Origin of the sequence: Mesorhizobium sp. NPDC059054 (genome assembly GCF_042739215.1) — a bacterium.
Lineage (GTDB): Bacteria > Pseudomonadota > Alphaproteobacteria > Rhizobiales > Rhizobiaceae > Mesorhizobium.
In genome coordinates, this window is sequence record NZ_JBHYHV010000002.1 from 201,067 (window position 1) to 217,732 (window position 16,666).

The 16,666-nt window shown below is 61.6% G+C and carries 15 protein-coding genes; 13 read left to right on the forward strand and 2 right to left on the reverse strand.

The genetic code is table 11. From position 1 onward, the window contains the following. Positions 1 to 7: 7 nt before the first annotated feature. A complete protein-coding gene (locus ACFWXH_RS08810) occupies positions 8 to 967 on the reverse strand; it encodes a nitrate ABC transporter substrate-binding protein (RefSeq protein ID WP_379119329.1) in 960 nt (319 codons plus the stop codon). Between the two features lie 98 nt (positions 968 to 1,065). Here ACFWXH_RS08810 and ACFWXH_RS08815 point away from each other — a divergent pair, with 98 nt between their 5' ends. The 4 genes from ACFWXH_RS08815 (at position 1,066) to ACFWXH_RS08830 (ending at position 6,316) form a co-directional block, all read left to right on the forward strand. Next, entirely contained in the window at positions 1,066 to 2,400 is a 1,335-nt protein-coding gene (locus ACFWXH_RS08815; protein ID WP_379119331.1) for a PLP-dependent aminotransferase family protein, read from the forward strand. A gap of 371 nt (positions 2,401 to 2,771) precedes the next feature. Then, positions 2,772 to 3,761, forward strand: coding sequence for a TAXI family TRAP transporter solute-binding subunit (locus tag ACFWXH_RS08820; protein ID WP_379119333.1), 990 nt, complete (start codon positions 2,772 to 2,774; stop codon positions 3,759 to 3,761). Between the two features lie 84 nt (positions 3,762 to 3,845). Beyond that, entirely contained in the window at positions 3,846 to 5,909 is a 2,064-nt protein-coding gene (locus tag ACFWXH_RS08825) for a TRAP transporter permease (protein WP_379119335.1), read from the forward strand. 41 nt (positions 5,910 to 5,950) lie between these two features. Further along, positions 5,951 to 6,316, forward strand: a complete 366-nt coding sequence (locus ACFWXH_RS08830) for a DUF6074 family protein (protein WP_379119337.1) — start codon at positions 5,951 to 5,953, stop codon at positions 6,314 to 6,316. 65 nt (positions 6,317 to 6,381) lie between these two features. Here ACFWXH_RS08830 and ACFWXH_RS08835 read toward each other — a convergent pair whose 3' ends face one another. Beyond that, positions 6,382 to 7,560, reverse strand: a complete 1,179-nt coding sequence (locus ACFWXH_RS08835) for an acetyl-CoA C-acetyltransferase (protein ID WP_379119338.1) — start codon at positions 7,558 to 7,560, stop codon at positions 6,382 to 6,384. A gap of 131 nt (positions 7,561 to 7,691) precedes the next feature. Between ACFWXH_RS08835 and ACFWXH_RS08840 the strand changes: the two genes are divergently transcribed. From ACFWXH_RS08840 to ACFWXH_RS08880, 9 genes are all read left to right on the forward strand, one after another. Then, a complete protein-coding gene (locus ACFWXH_RS08840) occupies positions 7,692 to 9,638 on the forward strand; it encodes an acetoacetate--CoA ligase (protein ID WP_379119340.1) in 1,947 nt (648 codons plus the stop codon). Continuing rightward, positions 9,635 to 10,786, forward strand: coding sequence for a thiolase family protein (locus tag ACFWXH_RS08845; protein ID WP_379119342.1), 1,152 nt, complete (start codon positions 9,635 to 9,637; stop codon positions 10,784 to 10,786). The genes ACFWXH_RS08840 and ACFWXH_RS08845 overlap by 4 nt, the downstream gene beginning before the upstream one ends. Next, positions 10,786 to 11,217: a Zn-ribbon domain-containing OB-fold protein gene (locus tag ACFWXH_RS08850; protein ID WP_379119344.1), complete on the forward strand. Its 432-nt coding sequence runs from the start codon at positions 10,786 to 10,788 to the stop codon at positions 11,215 to 11,217. The genes ACFWXH_RS08845 and ACFWXH_RS08850 overlap by 1 nt, the downstream gene beginning before the upstream one ends. Beyond that, positions 11,214 to 11,666, forward strand: a complete 453-nt coding sequence (locus ACFWXH_RS08855) for a MaoC family dehydratase (protein ID WP_379119346.1) — start codon at positions 11,214 to 11,216, stop codon at positions 11,664 to 11,666. The genes ACFWXH_RS08850 and ACFWXH_RS08855 overlap by 4 nt, the downstream gene beginning before the upstream one ends. Further along, complete coding sequence (locus tag ACFWXH_RS08860) at positions 11,663 to 12,901, forward strand: nitrate/nitrite transporter (RefSeq protein WP_379119348.1); 1,239 nt, start codon at positions 11,663 to 11,665, stop codon at positions 12,899 to 12,901. Before ACFWXH_RS08855 ends, ACFWXH_RS08860 begins: the two co-directional genes overlap by 4 nt. 165 nt (positions 12,902 to 13,066) lie before the next feature. Continuing rightward, on the forward strand, positions 13,067 to 13,912 hold the full coding sequence (locus tag ACFWXH_RS08865; RefSeq protein ID WP_379119351.1) for a GntR family transcriptional regulator: 846 nt from the start codon (positions 13,067 to 13,069) through the stop codon (positions 13,910 to 13,912). A gap of 193 nt (positions 13,913 to 14,105) precedes the next feature. Further along, on the forward strand, positions 14,106 to 14,882 hold the full coding sequence (locus ACFWXH_RS08870; protein ID WP_379119353.1) for an SDR family NAD(P)-dependent oxidoreductase: 777 nt from the start codon (positions 14,106 to 14,108) through the stop codon (positions 14,880 to 14,882). A gap of 25 nt (positions 14,883 to 14,907) precedes the next feature. Next, positions 14,908 to 15,567 (forward strand): L-fuculose-phosphate aldolase, encoded by a 660-nt coding sequence (locus ACFWXH_RS08875; protein WP_379119355.1) that lies wholly within the window; start codon positions 14,908 to 14,910, stop codon positions 15,565 to 15,567. Between the two features lie 82 nt (positions 15,568 to 15,649). Then, positions 15,650 to 16,651, forward strand: coding sequence for a sugar ABC transporter substrate-binding protein (locus ACFWXH_RS08880; RefSeq protein ID WP_379119358.1), 1,002 nt, complete (start codon positions 15,650 to 15,652; stop codon positions 16,649 to 16,651). The last annotated feature ends 15 nt before the right edge of the window (positions 16,652 to 16,666 follow it).

Here is a 16,666-nt window from a genome sequence, read left to right on the forward strand (position 1 = left end):
TGGTCGCCTAAAACTTGTCTTCGAAGGGAAAAAGGGTCTGGGGTGTCAGGTCAGATTCCAGGATGCCCTGCTCGGACAGTTCTGTGATGAAGTCCTTGATCATCTGGTGGTTGGCTTCCAGTCCGCTGTCGTTCCAGCTGGGCGGCAGGGTGCGTGCCGAGCGCAGCAGCTCCTCGAACATCCAGGGCGTCGTTTCGGCATATTTGCGCCGCTTGGACGTCCAAAGCCGCTGGCTCTCGTCGACAAGGCGCGCCAGTTCGCGGGGAAGCCACGGATGCCTTTGGGCAAGCTGCTGCTTGACCGCGACGATGTGCATGCCCGGTACATACCCAACGGTGTCGAAGTAAGCCTTTTCCGCCGCGGCGAAATCCGGCAGCAACTGGCGAAACCCCGCCCCGTCGTCAAAATAGCCGTCGGGCATGAAGGGGGTGAAAACGGCATCGAGCTGTCCTTCGGCGAGCAGTTCCATCATCGGGCGTTCATCGGGGGTTGCCTCGATACGTCCCGGCCGGCCAAAACCATCCAGACGATCCACGACGGGATGGGAAGACGTCAGGCGCCCGGCGAACCAGTAGGCGTCTTCCACCCCGACCCCTTCGCGCCGAAGTGCCGCACGTGTCCACGTGTTGCCGGAATCGCGCCAACCGGTAACGCCAATGCGCTTGCCGGCGAGATCCGACAGTTTGGCCATGGGGCTGGCTTCGGTGGTGATGATGCACCGATGGCGAAAGCCGCGCATGATGAAACAGGGGACGCCGATAGTGGTCTCTACGCCTTTGGCCATCGCGGATGTGTAGCGACTGAAGGACACTTCCGCCGCATCGTAGATCTCACTCGCTGCAAGGTCGGGTATCAGCGTTCCGACGCGCTCGACCTGGACCTCGAGGCGCTCGGAGGTCACGTCACCCAGGATAAGCGGGGTCAGATAGTCCCAATCCCTGGTGGCGAACTTGACCGGAACGCGCATGAATTTCCTCTTACTGCTAAAATTGACGACAGCTCCGTAAATGTTTAAGTCCGTTTCATCAAATGTTATTATGGCATTAAACATTTAAAGTTGCGGCGATGGCTGATCAATACGATGCTCAATGGTTCGCGGATCGGCTTGGCGATCGAACGTCTCGCGGCATAGCGCTTGAAACCGGAGCGATGATCCGCTCGGGGCTCCTTCCTGTTGGAACGAAGTTGCCGTCGGTGCGCGATCTTGCCTTTCGGCTCGGCATCAGTCCGGCAACGATTTCCATCGCCTGGGCCGATCTCAGGCGCCACAAGATCATCGGCGGGCGAGGCCGGAATGGCGCGTGGGTGATGGGAGATCGTTTTGCTCCTCGCCCAACTCGCCTTGTCAGCACCGGCAACTACGGGCCGGATGTCCTTAATCTCGGCATCGCCTCGCCGGATATCGAATTGCTGCCTCCGCTCGAACAGGCACTGCTGCATGGTGCGAAGGCCAGCCAGTTGAACAGCTATCAGCGGGAACGCATCCTGCCGGAACTCGAGCAGGTCGTCCGGCCGAGCTGGCCATATGATCCGGGTGCCTTCCTCGTCACCAACGGCGGATACAATGCCGTCTACACACTGCTGCATGCGCTGGTGCCGCCTGGTGCACCGGTTGCCATCGAAGATCCGACTGCCTTGCGCTTGCTCGACATTCTCGAGGATCTCAATGTTCCAATCATTCCGGTCCGATGCGATGCCCAGGGACCAATCCCTGAGGCCCTGGCGGAAGCGCTGAAAGCGAAGCCCGTGGCGTTTCTATTCCAGCCAAGGGTCCATTCGGTCACCGGCAGTTCCGTCACCCGGAACCGCCTTGAAGCGCTTGGCGATGTGCTCAAGGGCTCGGATGCGCTGATCATCGAAGACGACGGGGTCGGCGACGTGTCGGAGACCTCCCGGCAATCGCTGGGAAGGCGCTTTCCGGATCGCGTTATTCATGTCCTGTCCTATTCCAAGACGCTTGGGCCGGATCTCAGGCTGGCTGTTCTGTCGAGTTCGGCGAGTATCGTGGAACAGATCCAATCCTATCGCAGCTTCAGCGCAGGCTGGACCAGCCGCATCCTGCAGGCTGCGGCGTCCTGGCTGCTCCAGGATGCGGAAACCGAAAACATTGTTCGCCATGCCCGGGCCACGTACCAGGCGCGCCGGCATGCCCTGGCATCTGCCCTGCTCGCATTGGGAATTGAAGTCAACGAAGGGGAAGGACTTAGCGTCTTTGTACCGGTGGAATCGGAAAGCTTCGCGCTGGTGACGCTTGCCTCGCGTGGCATCGCCGTAAGTGCCGGTTCCAGATTTTCACTGAAATCGCTCAACGCCGTCCGCATTGCCACAAGCGTGCTTCCCCTGGCGGAAGTCGATCGTGTGGCTCACGCAATTTCGGCGGCTGCGGCCAAACCCAGATAGCGCGCCGGTTCGGGTTACGTGGAGCCGATCCGAAATGCGAGCCGCCGCTACGGATTCGGTGAGAGCCATTCGTGGGCATAGTGCTGAACTCATGGACATCCGTTTGATCGCATGTGCGCGCACATAGGACGTCTTCGCGTCTCTCTAACGTCGTGGCGTTCAGCTTCCATCTGTAGCGGAGGTTACCAGCCACAACTCGGGTTTACCTTTGGTTGGCGGGAACGACCCTAAGGGATCACGATTCGCGCCGAGAATTTTGCAATTGCGTGGGATTTGAACCTGTGGCCCCTGTGGTCCAGCCGAAACTCCGTGCAGGTTGACAACATTCGAATTGTTGAAACATGCTGACCGTTTTTGAGAGGGACCATACCATGACTGTTTCGATCAGCCGTCGTGCTTTTGCCGTCGGTGCGGCTGCTGCAGGATTTGCGGTGGCGGGCCTTTTGCCGGCACGGGCGCAGCAAGCCTTTTTCCGTATCGGCACCGGTGGCACTTCAGGCACCTACTACCCTGTGGGCGGACTGATCGCCAATTCGATCTCGGCGACAGGACCGGCGGGGGTCGAAGGCCTGGTCGCTACCGCCACATCCTCCAACGGTTCGGTGGCCAACATCAGCGCCATCCAATCGGGAGCATCCGAATCCGGGTTCACGCAATCCGACGTCGCCTACTGGGCCCATTCGGGCACAGGGCTTTATGAGGGCAAGCCAAAGGTTGAGGATCTACGGCTGATCGCGACGCTGTATCCCGAGACTATCCACCTGGTGGCGCGCGCGGATGCCGGCATCAAAACGGTTGCGGATCTCAAGGGCAAGCGCGTTTCTCTCGATGAACCGGGTTCCGGCACCATCGTCGATGCTCGTCTGGTGCTCGCAGCCTACGGGCTGACGGAAAAGGACGTAAAGCCTGAATACCTTAAGCCCGGCCCGGCCGGCGAGCGGCTGCAGGATGGCGCGCTCGACGCCTATTTCTTCGTCGGTGGCTATCCGACCGGCGCCATTGTCGAACTCGCCAGCACCAACAACATAACGCTGGTGCCGATCTCCGGGGCGGAAGCCGACAAGCTTCTGGCAGAACAGAAGTTCTTCTCTACCGACACCGTGCCGGCCAACACCTACAAGAACGTCGGCGAAACCAAGACTATATCCGTTGCCGCCCAATGGGTGACCAGCGCCAAGCAGCCCGATGACCTTGTCTACAAGATCGTCAAGTCTCTCTACAGCGATGAAACCCAGAAGGCGCTGCAGGCCGGCCATGCAAAGGGCAAGCTCATCACGCTCCAGAACGCGGTTACCAGCGCCGGCATCCCGTTCCATCCGGGAGCGGAGAAATTCTACAAGGAAGTCGGAGCCCTGAAATAACAGGTCTCTGGACCGGCTGACGACAATGGCGGGAGGTTAGCCTTCCGCCTCTTTTGTCTGGAAATTCAGAATATGGAACCGGATATGAGCGACCACGACGGCGACAGGATCAAACTTTCCGGCATGGAGTTCGATGAGGAGAAGGCGCGCGAGCTGGAGGAGAAATTCGATTCCGAGATCCGCTTCCGACCCCTGACTTCCGTCGCCGGCTGGTTCGTCGGCTTCCTTCTGGTGGCGCTATCGCTATTTCACTACTACACCGCCGGCTTCGGCTTGCTGCAGGAGATGCTGCATCGGGGCATCCACCTGTCGATGGTCCTGGGGCTGGTCTTCCTCGTCTTTCCTCTGGTGAAGAAGGGTTATGACCAACCCGCGCAATCCAGCCTGCTGAGGCCACTCGGCATACCGCTTTTCGACTGGCTTCTGGCGATCGCCGCCGTGATCGCGGTCATGCATGTACCGCTGATCCCCCTCGACGACCTCGCTTTCCGCGTCGGCAATCCGACGACGCTTGACGTGGTGCTCGGCCTAATCCTTATCCTGCTGTTGCTGGAGGCGACGCGGCGATCCGTTGGCATTCCGCTGCCCATCATCGCGATCGTCTTCATGGCCTATGCGCTGTTCGGACCGTACATGCCGAGCATCCTGGTGCATCCGGGTGCGTCCGTCTCCCAGCTCGTCGACCACCTTTATCTGACGACGCAGGGCGTCTATGGCATCGCGCTCGGTGTTGTTGCCACCTACGTTTTCCACTTCGTGCTGTTTGGTGTCTTCGCCACCCGCATCGGCCTCGGTCAGCTCTTCCTCGACTGCGCGGCATGGGTTGCCGGCCGCTACGCCGGCGGCCCCGCCAAGGTGTCGATCTTCGGCTCCGCTCTGTTCGGCATGATTTCCGGATCGTCGGTGGCCAACACCGTCACCGTCGGCTCGCTGACCATTCCGGCCATGATCCGTCTTGGCTACAAGAAGCATTTCGCAGCGGCGGTGGAAGCGGCTTCCTCCACCGGCGGGCAGGTCACGCCACCGATCATGGGTGCCGCAGCCTTCCTCATGATCGAATTTCTCGAACTGCCCTACACCACCATCATCCTTGCGGCGATCGTGCCGGCCTTCATGCACTTCTTCGGTGTGTTCATGCAGGTGCATTTCGAGGCCAAGCGCACCGGCTTGCGAGGGCTGCGGCCGGACGAGATGCCCGACGTCGTCGAGGCGCTGAAGCGCGACTGGCCGACGATCATCCCGCTTGTCGTCCTGATCGGGGTCCTGCTTTCGGGCTATACGCCCTATCTCGCGGCTTTCTGGGGCATCACCATGTGCATCGCCGTCGGCTTGCTCAATCCGCGTCGACGCATGTCCATCGCCGATATCGTGGTGTGTCTGCGCGATGGCGCCAAATACGCACTGGCGGTCGGCGCTGCAGCAGCCACCGTCGGCATCGTCGTCGGCATTGTCACTCTGACAGGCGTAGGCTTCAAGCTGTCCTACATCGTCACCGCGACCGCAGGCTACCTGTCACTTCTATTCGGGAGCTTCATTCCCGAGATGATCTTCTCGGCGCAAGGCCTGACCTTGTTGTTCACCTTGATCATGACGGGTGTCGTTTGCATCCTTATGGGCTGCGGTATTCCGACCACGGCGAATTACATCATCATGGTGACCATAGCCGCTCCGGCGCTGGTCATGCTCGGCGTCGAGCCGATCGTCGCCCATTTCTTTGTATTCTATTACGGGCTGCTGGCCGATATCACCCCGCCAGTGGCACTTGCCGCCTACGCGGCTGCAGGCATGGCGGGGTCGGATCCTTTCAAGACCGGCAACACCGCCTTCCGGCTGGGGCTTGGTAAAGCACTGGTGCCTTTCGTGTTCGTCTTTTCGCCGTCCTTGCTTCTGGTGACAAAAGACTTCACCTGGCCGAATTTCTTCCTGGCCTTTTTCGGCTGCATACTGGGTATCACCTGCTTGGGAGCCGCCCTCTCACGCTACCTTTTGGTGCGCACGAAGCCGTGGGAGAATGTGCTGCTGGTGCTTGCCGCGCTTCTTCTGGTGGCGCCCGAACTTTATTCGTCGCTGCTCGGCCTCGCTCTGGTCGCTCCCGTCGTGCTCCGGCACTGGAGCGCATACCGAACCGGGGAGGCGCAGCCCGCCTGACCGCTTTATCGAAAAAAGACATTTGCGAAGCCCTGGGCTGGATGGTCGGCACCTGCCACCGGCATCACGGAAAGCCGTTGCGCGGAATGGAGATCTTTTTTGTTTCAGCGCAAGCCAGTCCATTCACGATCGGTAAACCATCGGAACCGATCTTGCTCGACATGGCTGAACTGATTCCCTTCCCACTCCATTCGCGCGCGGCACTGGTCCGGTCGATCACTGATGATCTGGAAGACGTCCACGGTCCAGCCGCCAACGTGTTCTGGCAGCAACGCATGGCCGGCATCGTCGCCACGCTACGCTCGGATGGTGTCGCCGAAGATGCGATCCGAAGGGAAATCTTCGCGCTTCAGCTCGCTGTTCAGTCCGAGTTGCAGAGACGCGCTTATTCCACGGCCGCGATGTAGTGGCCGAGACGCGCCATCTCGCTGCCGTGTCTCGATCCGGCGAGGCTTAGGCTCAGCCGGCTTTCTTACCGTTCCAGGCAGATAGCCACGCCCTGGCCGCCACCAATGCACAGCGATGCCAGACCTTTGCGGGCTCCACGCCTGGTCATCTCGTGGAGCAGCGTAACGACGATCCTGCAGCCGGAGCCGGCCAGCGGATGGCCGAGTGCGATCGCGCCGCCGCTCATATTGATGACGCTCTCGTTCCAGCCCATCTCGCGATTGACTGCGATGGCTTGCGCGGCGAAGGCTTCATTGATCTCCATCACATCGAGATCGGATGAACGCCAGCCGGCTTTCTCAAGCGCAAGTCGCGAGGCGGCGACCGGGCCCAGACCCATATCCATCGGCTCGACACCGGCCGCAGCGTAGGAAGCGACGCGGGCGAGGGACTTCAGCCCGAGTTCGTTCATCCGAGCTTCCGACATCACCAACACGGCGGCAGAACCGTCATTGAGGCCCGATGAATTGCCGGCCGTGATCGTGCCTTCCGGATCGAAAACAGGCTTCAGTCGGGCCAGTCCCTCGATTGTGGTGGCGGGGTTGGGATGCTCGTCGCGGTCCACGACGACTTCGCCCTGCCTTGTCTTGATCGAGACAGGGATGATCTCGTCGTCGAATCTTCGATGCCGGATGGCTGCGTCCGCTTTCTCCTGCGAGCGCAAGGCGAAACGGTCCTGTTCCTCGCGCGTGATCTGATAGCGCCGCGCCAGCGATTCGACCGTCACACCCATGTGGACCTGATGGAAGGCGTCCCATAGCCCGTCCGTGATCATCGAATCCTTGACTGTCTGGTCCCCCATGTGGACGCCGCCGCGCATGCCTGAAATGAAATGCGGCGCCGACGTCATCGAGTCCTGCCCACCGGCCACAACGCACTCGGCATCGCCGCAACGAATGGCCTGGGCGGCGAGATGGATCGACTTCTGGCCGGCGCCGCAGACCTTGTTCACGGTCATGGCTGGCACGCTGACCGGCAGGCCCGCTCTGAGCGCAGCCTGTCGAGCCGGGTTCTGCCCGGCGCCGCCGATCAGCACCTGACCCATGATCACCTCGCTGACGGCACCGGGATCGAGTCGGATTTCGGCAAGCATCCCTTGCAGCAATTGTCCGCCGAGCTCGGCTGCCGACAACCCTGAGAAGGCGCCATTGAGCTTGCCGATCGGGGTGCGTTTGGCCGCGACGATATAGGTTCCGTCTCTCATAACTCCTCCCCAAAACAGGCATCGCATCCTGATCCGTTGATGCTTGACATTCTGGTTATAACCAATAATCTAGATGCAATCAGCAGGCAAGATGGCGGCGTCAGTCGGCCTGCGCTCCGGGAGGAAAAATCATGTCGTCTGTGCTTTGGGCGCCGGCTTCGGCCGCGTTCGAAACGTCGAATCTTGCGCGCTTCGCGCGCCTGAACGGTTTCGATCCACATGACTACGACACGCTGCATCGCTGGTCGGTGGCAGACCCCGGTTCATTCTGGCGCGGCGTGTGGGATTTCACGGAAGTCGTCGGCGATCCCGGCCGGCGTTCCTTTGAACGCAGCGACACAGCGCCGATGACGGGCAGCTCCTTCTTTCCCGACGCGTCTGTGAACCTTGCTGAAAACCTGTTGCGAGGCGCTGCGGATTCGACCGCGGTCGTGGAAACCGACGAGAGCGATCATTTCCGCACCATCGCGCGTTCCGAGCTGTGCCGGCTTGTCGCCAGGACCGCCTCGGGCCTGCGCGCGGCTGGCATCGGCAAGGGAGACTGTGTCGGCGGCATCCTTCCCAATCGGGTCGAAGCGCTGGTGGCATTGCTCGCCACGCTCTCGATCGGAGCGATCTGGTCGTCCTGCTCACCGGATTTCGGGGCTTCTGCGATCGTCGATCGGCTGGGGCAGATCGGCGCGAAGGTGCTTTTCGTGGCACCCCGCTATCGGTATGCCGGCAAGGAACATGACATCGCCGAAAGGCTGATCGAGATCGCCGCCGCAATGCCGACGGTTCGCGCTCTCGTGCTGACCGGGGCGGGGCATCTAACTCCGAAAAACGGGGTGGAAACCGTCAATTTCGAGGATTTCGGCAGCGAGGCTGCCCTGTCCTTCGAGCGTGTGCCGTTCAACCATCCCGCCTACGTGCTCTACACCTCGGGTACCACAGGAGTGCCAAAGGCCATCGTCCATAGCGGTGGCGGCGTGCTGCTTCAGCACCTGAAGGAACACGTGCTGCACGGCGACGCGCGGCCGGGTGACGTCATGAGCTGGTACACCAACACGGCATGGATGATGTACCACTGGCTGATCTCTGGGCTCGCCTGTGGCGCAGCGGTGCTGCTCTACGACGGCGCCCCCATCCTCAAGACTGCCGGCGGACTTGATCCAAGTCCGCTGTGGAAGATGGCCGAGAAAGCCGGTGTCACCCATTTCGGCACCAGCCCGAAATACCTGTCGACGCTTGCGGGCGAAAACTATTCACCGGCGCGACGGCACGATCTCCCCTCGTTGCGATGGCTGCTTTCGGCAGGCGCGCCGGTGTCGCCCAACCAGTTCGACTGGGTCTACGACCATGTGAAGAGCGATATGATCTTTGCCTCCATCTCGGGTGGTACCGAAATCATAGGCTGCTTCATGCTTGGTTCGCCGATCCACGCCGTACGGCGGGGCGAACTCACCGCCAAGGGCCTCGGTCTCGCCGTTGGCGTGATGGACGAACGCAATGCTCCCCTGATCGGCAGACAGGGCGATCTGGTCTGCACGGAGCCGTTCCCCTCGATGCCGCTGACGTTCTGGGGAGAAGGGGGCAGGGAACGCTATCACGCCACCTATTTCGCAGCCCGTCCTGAAATCTGGACGCATGGCGACGTGGCCGAGATGACGGTGCATGGGTCGGCCGTCATTCACGGTCGTTCAGACACCACCCTGAAACCCGGCGGGGTGCGTATCGGCATCGCGGAGATTTACGCCGCCTGCGAGACCTTCGCCGAGATCGAGGACTGCCTGGTTTTCGGTGTGTCGGTCGAGGGCGACGAGGAGATCGTGCTCTGCGTGAAGCTGGGCGATGGCGTCACCCTGACGCCCGAACTTGCGGTACAGCTTCGCCGTCGTATCCGCGAGGACGCTTCGCCACGCCACGTGCCACATCGCATCCACGCCGTCCAGGCCATTCCCTATACCTTGAACGGAAAAAGGGTAGAGGGGGCGGCGCGCCTGACGGTCGAGGGCAAGCCTGTCAAGAACATGGCTTCGCTTGCCGATCCCGCCTGCCTGGATGAGTACCGCTCGCTCGACCGGAGCAGGGCAGCATGAGACGCAGCAACGGTGTGATCGCCGGGATCGGAGAACTGAAGCCGCAACGTCTCACCAACGGTGTGACGACACTCGAAATGATCGCCGAGGTCTCGCGCCTTGCGGTACTCGACGCGGGATTGGAGCCCGGCCAGATCGACGGGCTGCTGGTTGGACCGCAAGTGGGCGAGACGCCCCAGCATGTTCCGGCAACCATCGCTGAATATCTCGGCCTGATGCCGACCATGGCCAATGTGGTCGATCTCGGCGGGGCTTCCGGCGCTGGCATGGTCTGGCGCGCGGCGGCGGCCATTCAGGCGGGCATGTGCGAAGCCGTGCTGTGCGTGCTTGCCAACAATCGCGAGGCAGTCCCACCCCGATCCCCCAACCGCAATCCGATCCGCGAATTCGATGTGCCGTTCGGAGCCTCGGGCGCCAATATCTCCTATGCGCTGCTGATGCAGGCGCATATGGCCCGCTATAGATCGAGGGCGGAGGACTTCGCGGCGATCGCCGCAGCAGCCAGAGCAAACGCGCAGCTCAACCCCGACGCCATATTCCATGGCAAGCCCGCAGATGTCGAAGAGGTGCTGGCCTCGCCGATAATTGCTTCCCCCTTGCACCTGCTTGAAATCGTCATGCCGGTCGCCGGCGGCGAGGCGGTTGTCGTGGTATCGGCCGAACGTGTCCGCTCGCTTTCAAAACCTCCGGTGCATCTGCTCGGCGCTGGCGAGAAGGTGACGCACCGGGCGGTGAGCCAGGCGCCGTGCCTCACCTCCGGCCCGCTGAAGAGCGCCATGACGCGGGCCTTCGCGCAATCTGGAACGACAGCCGGCGAGATGGACCTGCTGTCGCTTTATGACTGCTATACGATCATGGTCGCCACCACGATCGAGGACGCCGGCCTTTGCGCGTCGGGTCAATTCGGCTCCTGGCTGCGCGATCACGATCTTTCTCATCAAGGCGACAAGCCGCTGAACACCCATGGCGGCCAGTTGGGCTTCGGCCAGCCCGACCTTGCCGGCGGCATGACGCATGTCGTCGAGGCCGTCCGGCAATTGCGTGGCGAGGCCGGCGCCCGTCAAATCAAGGATGCGGGGCTGGCCCTGGTGACGGGCAACGGCGCGACGATGAGCGAGGCGACAGCCCTGGTGCTGGGAGCATCGTGATGGATCTGGACACGCTGAACATCGCAGGCCCGACGATCACCACGCTGACGGCGCCGTTCTGGGATGCGGCTTCCAGGGGACGGCTGTGTATCCAGCACTGCGAGGAGTGCGGCAAGGCGGTCTTTTATCCGCGCCCGATATGCCCGCATTGCTGGAGCCGACGTCTTGTCTGGCGCGATGCGTCCGGCAAGGGTCGATTGAAATCATTCTCACTCGTCTACAAGCCCGGCCATGCCGGATGGGTTCCTGCGGCCCCTTACCTTGTCGGCCTGGTCGAGCTCGCCGAAGGGCCGACGATGCTGAGCTTCATTCTGACCGGTGCTCGCGCACCCGAAGTGGGTGACCCGTTGTTGCTTGCGCCAACGCAAATCGGCGGGCGCGTGCTGCCGGCCTTCAAGATCGATCCGAACCAGAGGAGAAACACAAGATGAGCACCGAAACCAAGGATGGTTGGGCGGGTGTCGTGAAAGGCCGTCCGGCAGTTGGCGCATTAGCAGAGCGCAAACGCCGCACGCGCATGGGCGACATCGAGGCCTTCACCGAGATGACCGGCGATCGCAATCCCCTGCACTACGATCGCGAACTGGCCGAGAGCTCGGTGTTCGGCAAACTCATCGTTCAGGGCGGCGTCACTTCCGGCATCCTGAATGCCCTCGTTGCCGAAGACTTACCGGGGCCTGGAACGGTGTTCCTGGAAGTGGCCTGGAAATTCGTGAAAGCGGTCGGCGTTGATGAAGAGATCACCGGCCGCGTCGAGATCAAGGAGGTGCGCCCCGACAAGCCGATCTGCAAGATCGAGACCAGCGTGCGCAATGAGAAGGGCGAGCTGTGCCTGACCGGCACCGCCACCGTCTTCACCGTTCCGCTGCAACGCCCTTGACATCGGGGGCACAAAGCGAGGCCGCGAACGCCGGGAACCGCTGGCGCGTTCTGACGCTGCTCTGCCTGGCGGTCGTGCTCTCGCTCACGACATGGTTTTCGGCGACGGCGATATTGCCCGAGCTGAAGCAGGAGCTTGCCTTGAGCGCGGGCGCCGAAGCCTGGCTGACCAACGGGGTTCAGATCGGCTTCGTGATCGGAGCGCTGACGGCAAGCCTGGTCAATCTGCCCGATCTGGTGCGACTGAACCGCCTGATGGCAGTTGCTGCGGCTGCAGCGGCAGCGGCCAATGCGATATTGCTGCTCGATCCTGGCCCGACCGGTGTCGTCATCGCGCGCGTCGTCACCGGATTTGCACTTGCCGGGGTCTATCCGCCCGCGTTGAAGCTGGTTGCCACCTGGTTCACGCGCGACAGGGGATTGGCTCTCGGCGCGGTCATAGGTGCGCTGACCATCGGTTCTGCATTTCCGCACCTTTTCCGCGCGGTGCTGACTGCCCTCGACTGGCGTCCGGTGGTCATGATGGCGAGCGTGACGACAGCTGTCGGCGCGCTGCTTTTCCTGCTGTTTGCGAAAGAGGGCCCATATCCTTTCGGCAAGGCGGTGTTCGAGCCTTCGCGGATCGGAGAGGTTTTTCGCGACCGCTCTCTGCTGCTCGCCAATCTCGGTTACCTTGGGCATATGTGGGAACTCTATGCCATGTGGGCGTGGCTGCTCGCCTACACGCGCGCCGCCCTCGATGCGCAAGCCGCGGATGCGGCAACGCTTGCGTCCTTGCTGACGTTCATCGCGATCGCTTGCGGCATTTTTGGATGTCTGTTGGGGGGCTATCTGTCGGATCGCATCGGTCGTACGGCCACGACCGCCGGCATGATGGTCGTTTCGGGCGGCTGTGCCTTGATGATCGGCTTCGTGTTCGCTGGACCTTTGTGGCTTTTCATGCTGCTGGCGGTCATCTGGGGGATCTCGGTGATCGGCGATTCAGCGCAGTTCTCCGCCGCGGTCACCGAGCTCAGCGACAGCCGCTTCGTTGGCACGGCTCTTTCCGTTCAGCTTGGTCTGGGTTTTGCACTCACGGTCGTGGCGATCTGGATCGTTCCGCATTTCGTGGAGTGGATCGGTGGCTGGCGCTGGGCCTTCCTGCTGCTTGTGCCGGGACCCGTCCTGGGTGCCGTTGCCATGCTCGGGTTGCGGAAGTTGCCGGAGAGCGTGAAAATGGCAGGTGGCCTACGTTAGAGCGTTTCCGTTTTTCACGGAAATGTGGAAACGCTCTAACCCTTTGTTTTTACGCAATTCCGGACGGAAAACCGCAGCGCACTTTTCCTGGAATTGCTCTAGAATGGTCCGCCGCGAGTCGCGGCGTCACTTGCTGCCCGAGAAGATTGACGATCGATGGAACAAATGACCAGAACGCGTGGACGGCCCCGTTACGATCAGGAGGACGCCGCAGCCGCGGAAGCCTTCCGTTCCATAGGCTCGAAGGTTCATCTCGATCGAGACGAGGCCGCTCCGCTCTGGGTGCAACTGCGCAACCAGGTCGAAGAGGCGATCAACACCGGCGTGCTCGCCGCCAATTCGCGCATTCCCTCGGAACAGGCGCTTTGCGACTTCTTCGGCGTATCGCGCCCTGTCGTGCGTGCGGCAATCGGGTCCCTGTCCAGCGAGGGGCGTATCATCAAGATGCCGCGCAAGGGCATGTTCGTCGCCGCAGCCCGGGACCATGTCGACTTCATGACCGCCAACCTCGGCGTGTTCGACGATCTGACGGCGAAAGGCCACAAGGTCTCCACCCGCACGATGGAAATCTACCGCTGTCCGCCGAACGAAAAGGAATCGAGCGTCTTTGGCATTCCGGCGAGTGGCAGCGTCGTGCGGATAAGCCGCATCTACATGACGGACGGCGCGCCCATCACCATGACGCGCATCAGCCTGCCGGGCCACAAGGTGCCGGGCCTGGAGGATGTCCTTGGCGAGAACCAGTCGGTTTTCGGAACGATCCGCGAATTGTTCGGGCTGACCGTGAAACGTGCCGACCGCTGGTTGCGCGCGGCATTGCCGACCAAGGAGGAAGCCGAGCAGATGGGCGTGGCGGTGAACACTCCGCTGATTGCCATTGAATCGGTAGCCTATGACGCCGAGGGCGCTGCGCTCGAATACTACGAAGCCTTCTACAACTCCTCCGTCGCCAGGATACACATGGCGGTCGAGCAGCCATCTTCGACGGTGAACGGATTGGATCGAACCTGATCCTTGCTGAATATTTTTCTTTTCTGGTTATAACCAGATTGACGGGGCGTTGAAGCTCATATAACGTCGCCATTGTGGGTCGGGAGGAGCCGGCCCGGAGGATTTTCAGGATCGATGTGTTTGCGGCGTCGCCTTCCGGCGGCGATGGCAGGTGTTTGCCTGCGTGCTGCTTCGATCTGCTGGAGGAGTTTGCATGGACTATCGATCGCAGTTTGACCTGGCGGGCGAGGTGGCTGTCGTCACTGGCGGCGCAAGCGGCATCGGGTTCGAGGCCGCCATGGCGCTTGGCACCTGTGGTGCCCAGGTCGTTCTGCTCGACCTGAATTCTGACGCCCTCGATGTCGCGGTCGAAAAACTGAAATCCGCTGGCGTCGGCCACGTCGATCGCCGCCAGCTCGACGTTACCGACGCCAAGGCTGTCGAAGCGATGGCCGGCGAGCTTGCCGAACGCTTCGGGCACATCGACATCCTGGTCAACAGCGCCGGCATAGCCCGCCTTAACACGGCACTCGACACGCCCGACGAAGAATGGCGCCTGGTGATGGATGTCAATGTCAACGGTGTCTATTGGGCCTCGCGCGCTTTCGGCCGGATCATGGTCGCTCAGGGCAAGGGCTCGATCGTCAATCTCGGCTCCATGTCGGGCCTGATCGTCAACCGCCCGCAGACCGCTCCGTCCTACATGGTCAGCAAGGGTGCCGTGCACATGATGACCAAGGCCTTGGCGGTCGAATGGGCGAAGTCGGGCGTGCGGGTGAATGCGCTGGCTCCCGGCTATGTGGGCACGGATATGACGCTGAAGATGCGCGAGCGGCCAGAGCTCTTCAATGTCTGGCTGGACATGACGCCGATGGGCCGCCTCGGCGAACCGCAGGAGATCGCCTCAGCCGTTCTGTTCCTCGCGTCACCGGCATCCAGCTATGTGACGGGTGCGATCCTTTCGATCGACGGCGGCTACACGGCCTGGTGACGGGCAACAAAAATTGGAAGATCACATGACCGCTACGGAAACCGAGCAGCGCCAGGCCATCATCGACGCCTGCCTCAAGATGAATGCGCTCGGCATAAATCAGGGCACGTCGGGCAATGTCAGCCTGCGCCACGAAGACGGCATGTTGATTTCGCCGACCAGCACGCCCTACGAACAGCTTGCGCCGGAGGATATCGTTTTCATGGCCTGGGACGGGGTGGTCGACGGCCGGCTGCAGCCGTCGAGCGAATGGCGTTTCCACCTCGATATCTTCAAGGCCCGTCCTGAAGTGAACGCGGTCGTCCATGCGCATCCCAACTACTGCACGACGATCGCGATCATGGGAAAGAAGATCCCCGCGATCCACTACATGATCGCGGTGGCAGGCGGCAGCGACATACGCTGTGCCCCTTACGCGACCTTCGGTACCGCCGAGCTTTCGGCCAATGCCGTGCAGGCGCTGCAGGACCGCAAGGCCTGCCTGCTTGAACATCATGGCATGATCGCCACCGGCGCCAGCCTGGACAAGGCGATGTGGCTGGCGGTCGAAGTCGAAGCGTTGGCGCGGCAATACCACGGCTGCCTTCAGATCGGCGAGCCGCCGCTGCTTTCCGAGGAGGAGATCGAGAACGTCATCAAACGCATGGCCACCTATGGCCATCGCGACAAGGCTGACGCCGCGTAAGCGGCTGACAGAATGCCGGCGAATTCGCCGGCAAACCCTTCAGAGAAAATTCTGAAGCGAACAACAAGGGAGGTAATCAGGAATGAGCAAGTCGACAAAGGGAAACGTCAAAGCGCTCGCGCTGGGATTGGCGCTCGCGTGCAGTCTGACCAGCGTGTCGGGCGCGGTGGCGGAGGAACTGTCACTCAAGGGCAAGCGGATCGGCGTTTCGGCGATCGGCACCGATCACTACTGGGATCTGATGGCGTTTCGTGGCATTCAGGATCGCGTCAAGGAACTGGGCGGCGAAGTCATCGCACTCGACGCCGGCCGCAAGGACCAGCAGCAGATCGCCCAACTCCAGACCCTGATCGCCCAGAAGCCTGATGCGATCATCGAGCAGCTCGGCAACCTCGAGGTGCTGAACCCCTGGCTGCAGAAGATCCGCGATGCCGGCATTCCGCTTTTCACGGTCGATACGGCCACGCCGCACGCCATCAACAACACCACCTCCAACAACTATAACATCGGTGCCGAGATCGCGTTGCAGATGGTCGCCGACATGGGGGGCAAGGGCAACGTCCTGGTGTTCAATGGCTTCTACAGCGTGCCGGTGTGCAAGATCCGCTACGACCAGCTCAAATACGTGCTGGCGTCCTTCCCTGAAGTGAAGATCGTCGAGCCCGAACTGCGCGACGTCATTCCGAACACGGTCCAGAGCGCCTATTCCAACATCACCGACATGCTGACCAAGTCCCCTGAAAAGGGCTCGATCGGAGCGGTGTGGGCGTGCTGGGACGTGCCGCAGATCGGCGCGACACAGGCCGTCGAGGCAGCCGGACGCACAGAGGTCAAGACCTACGGCATCGATGGCAGCCCGGAGGTCATCAAGATGGTGATGGATCCGAAGTCGGCAGCCGGCGCGGTGGCCGCCCAGCAGCCCTATGAAATCGGCCAGACTTCCGTCGACAATGTCGCCAAGCACTTGGCCGGTCAGAAGGTTCCGCCCTTCACATTCGTCCCGGCTGTGCTGATCAACAAGGAAAACGCTGCCGAGACGGGCAAGCCTTTCCTCGCGGCTGCTGAAAAGGCAGGCGTGAAGTAAGCTATCAACAAGAGC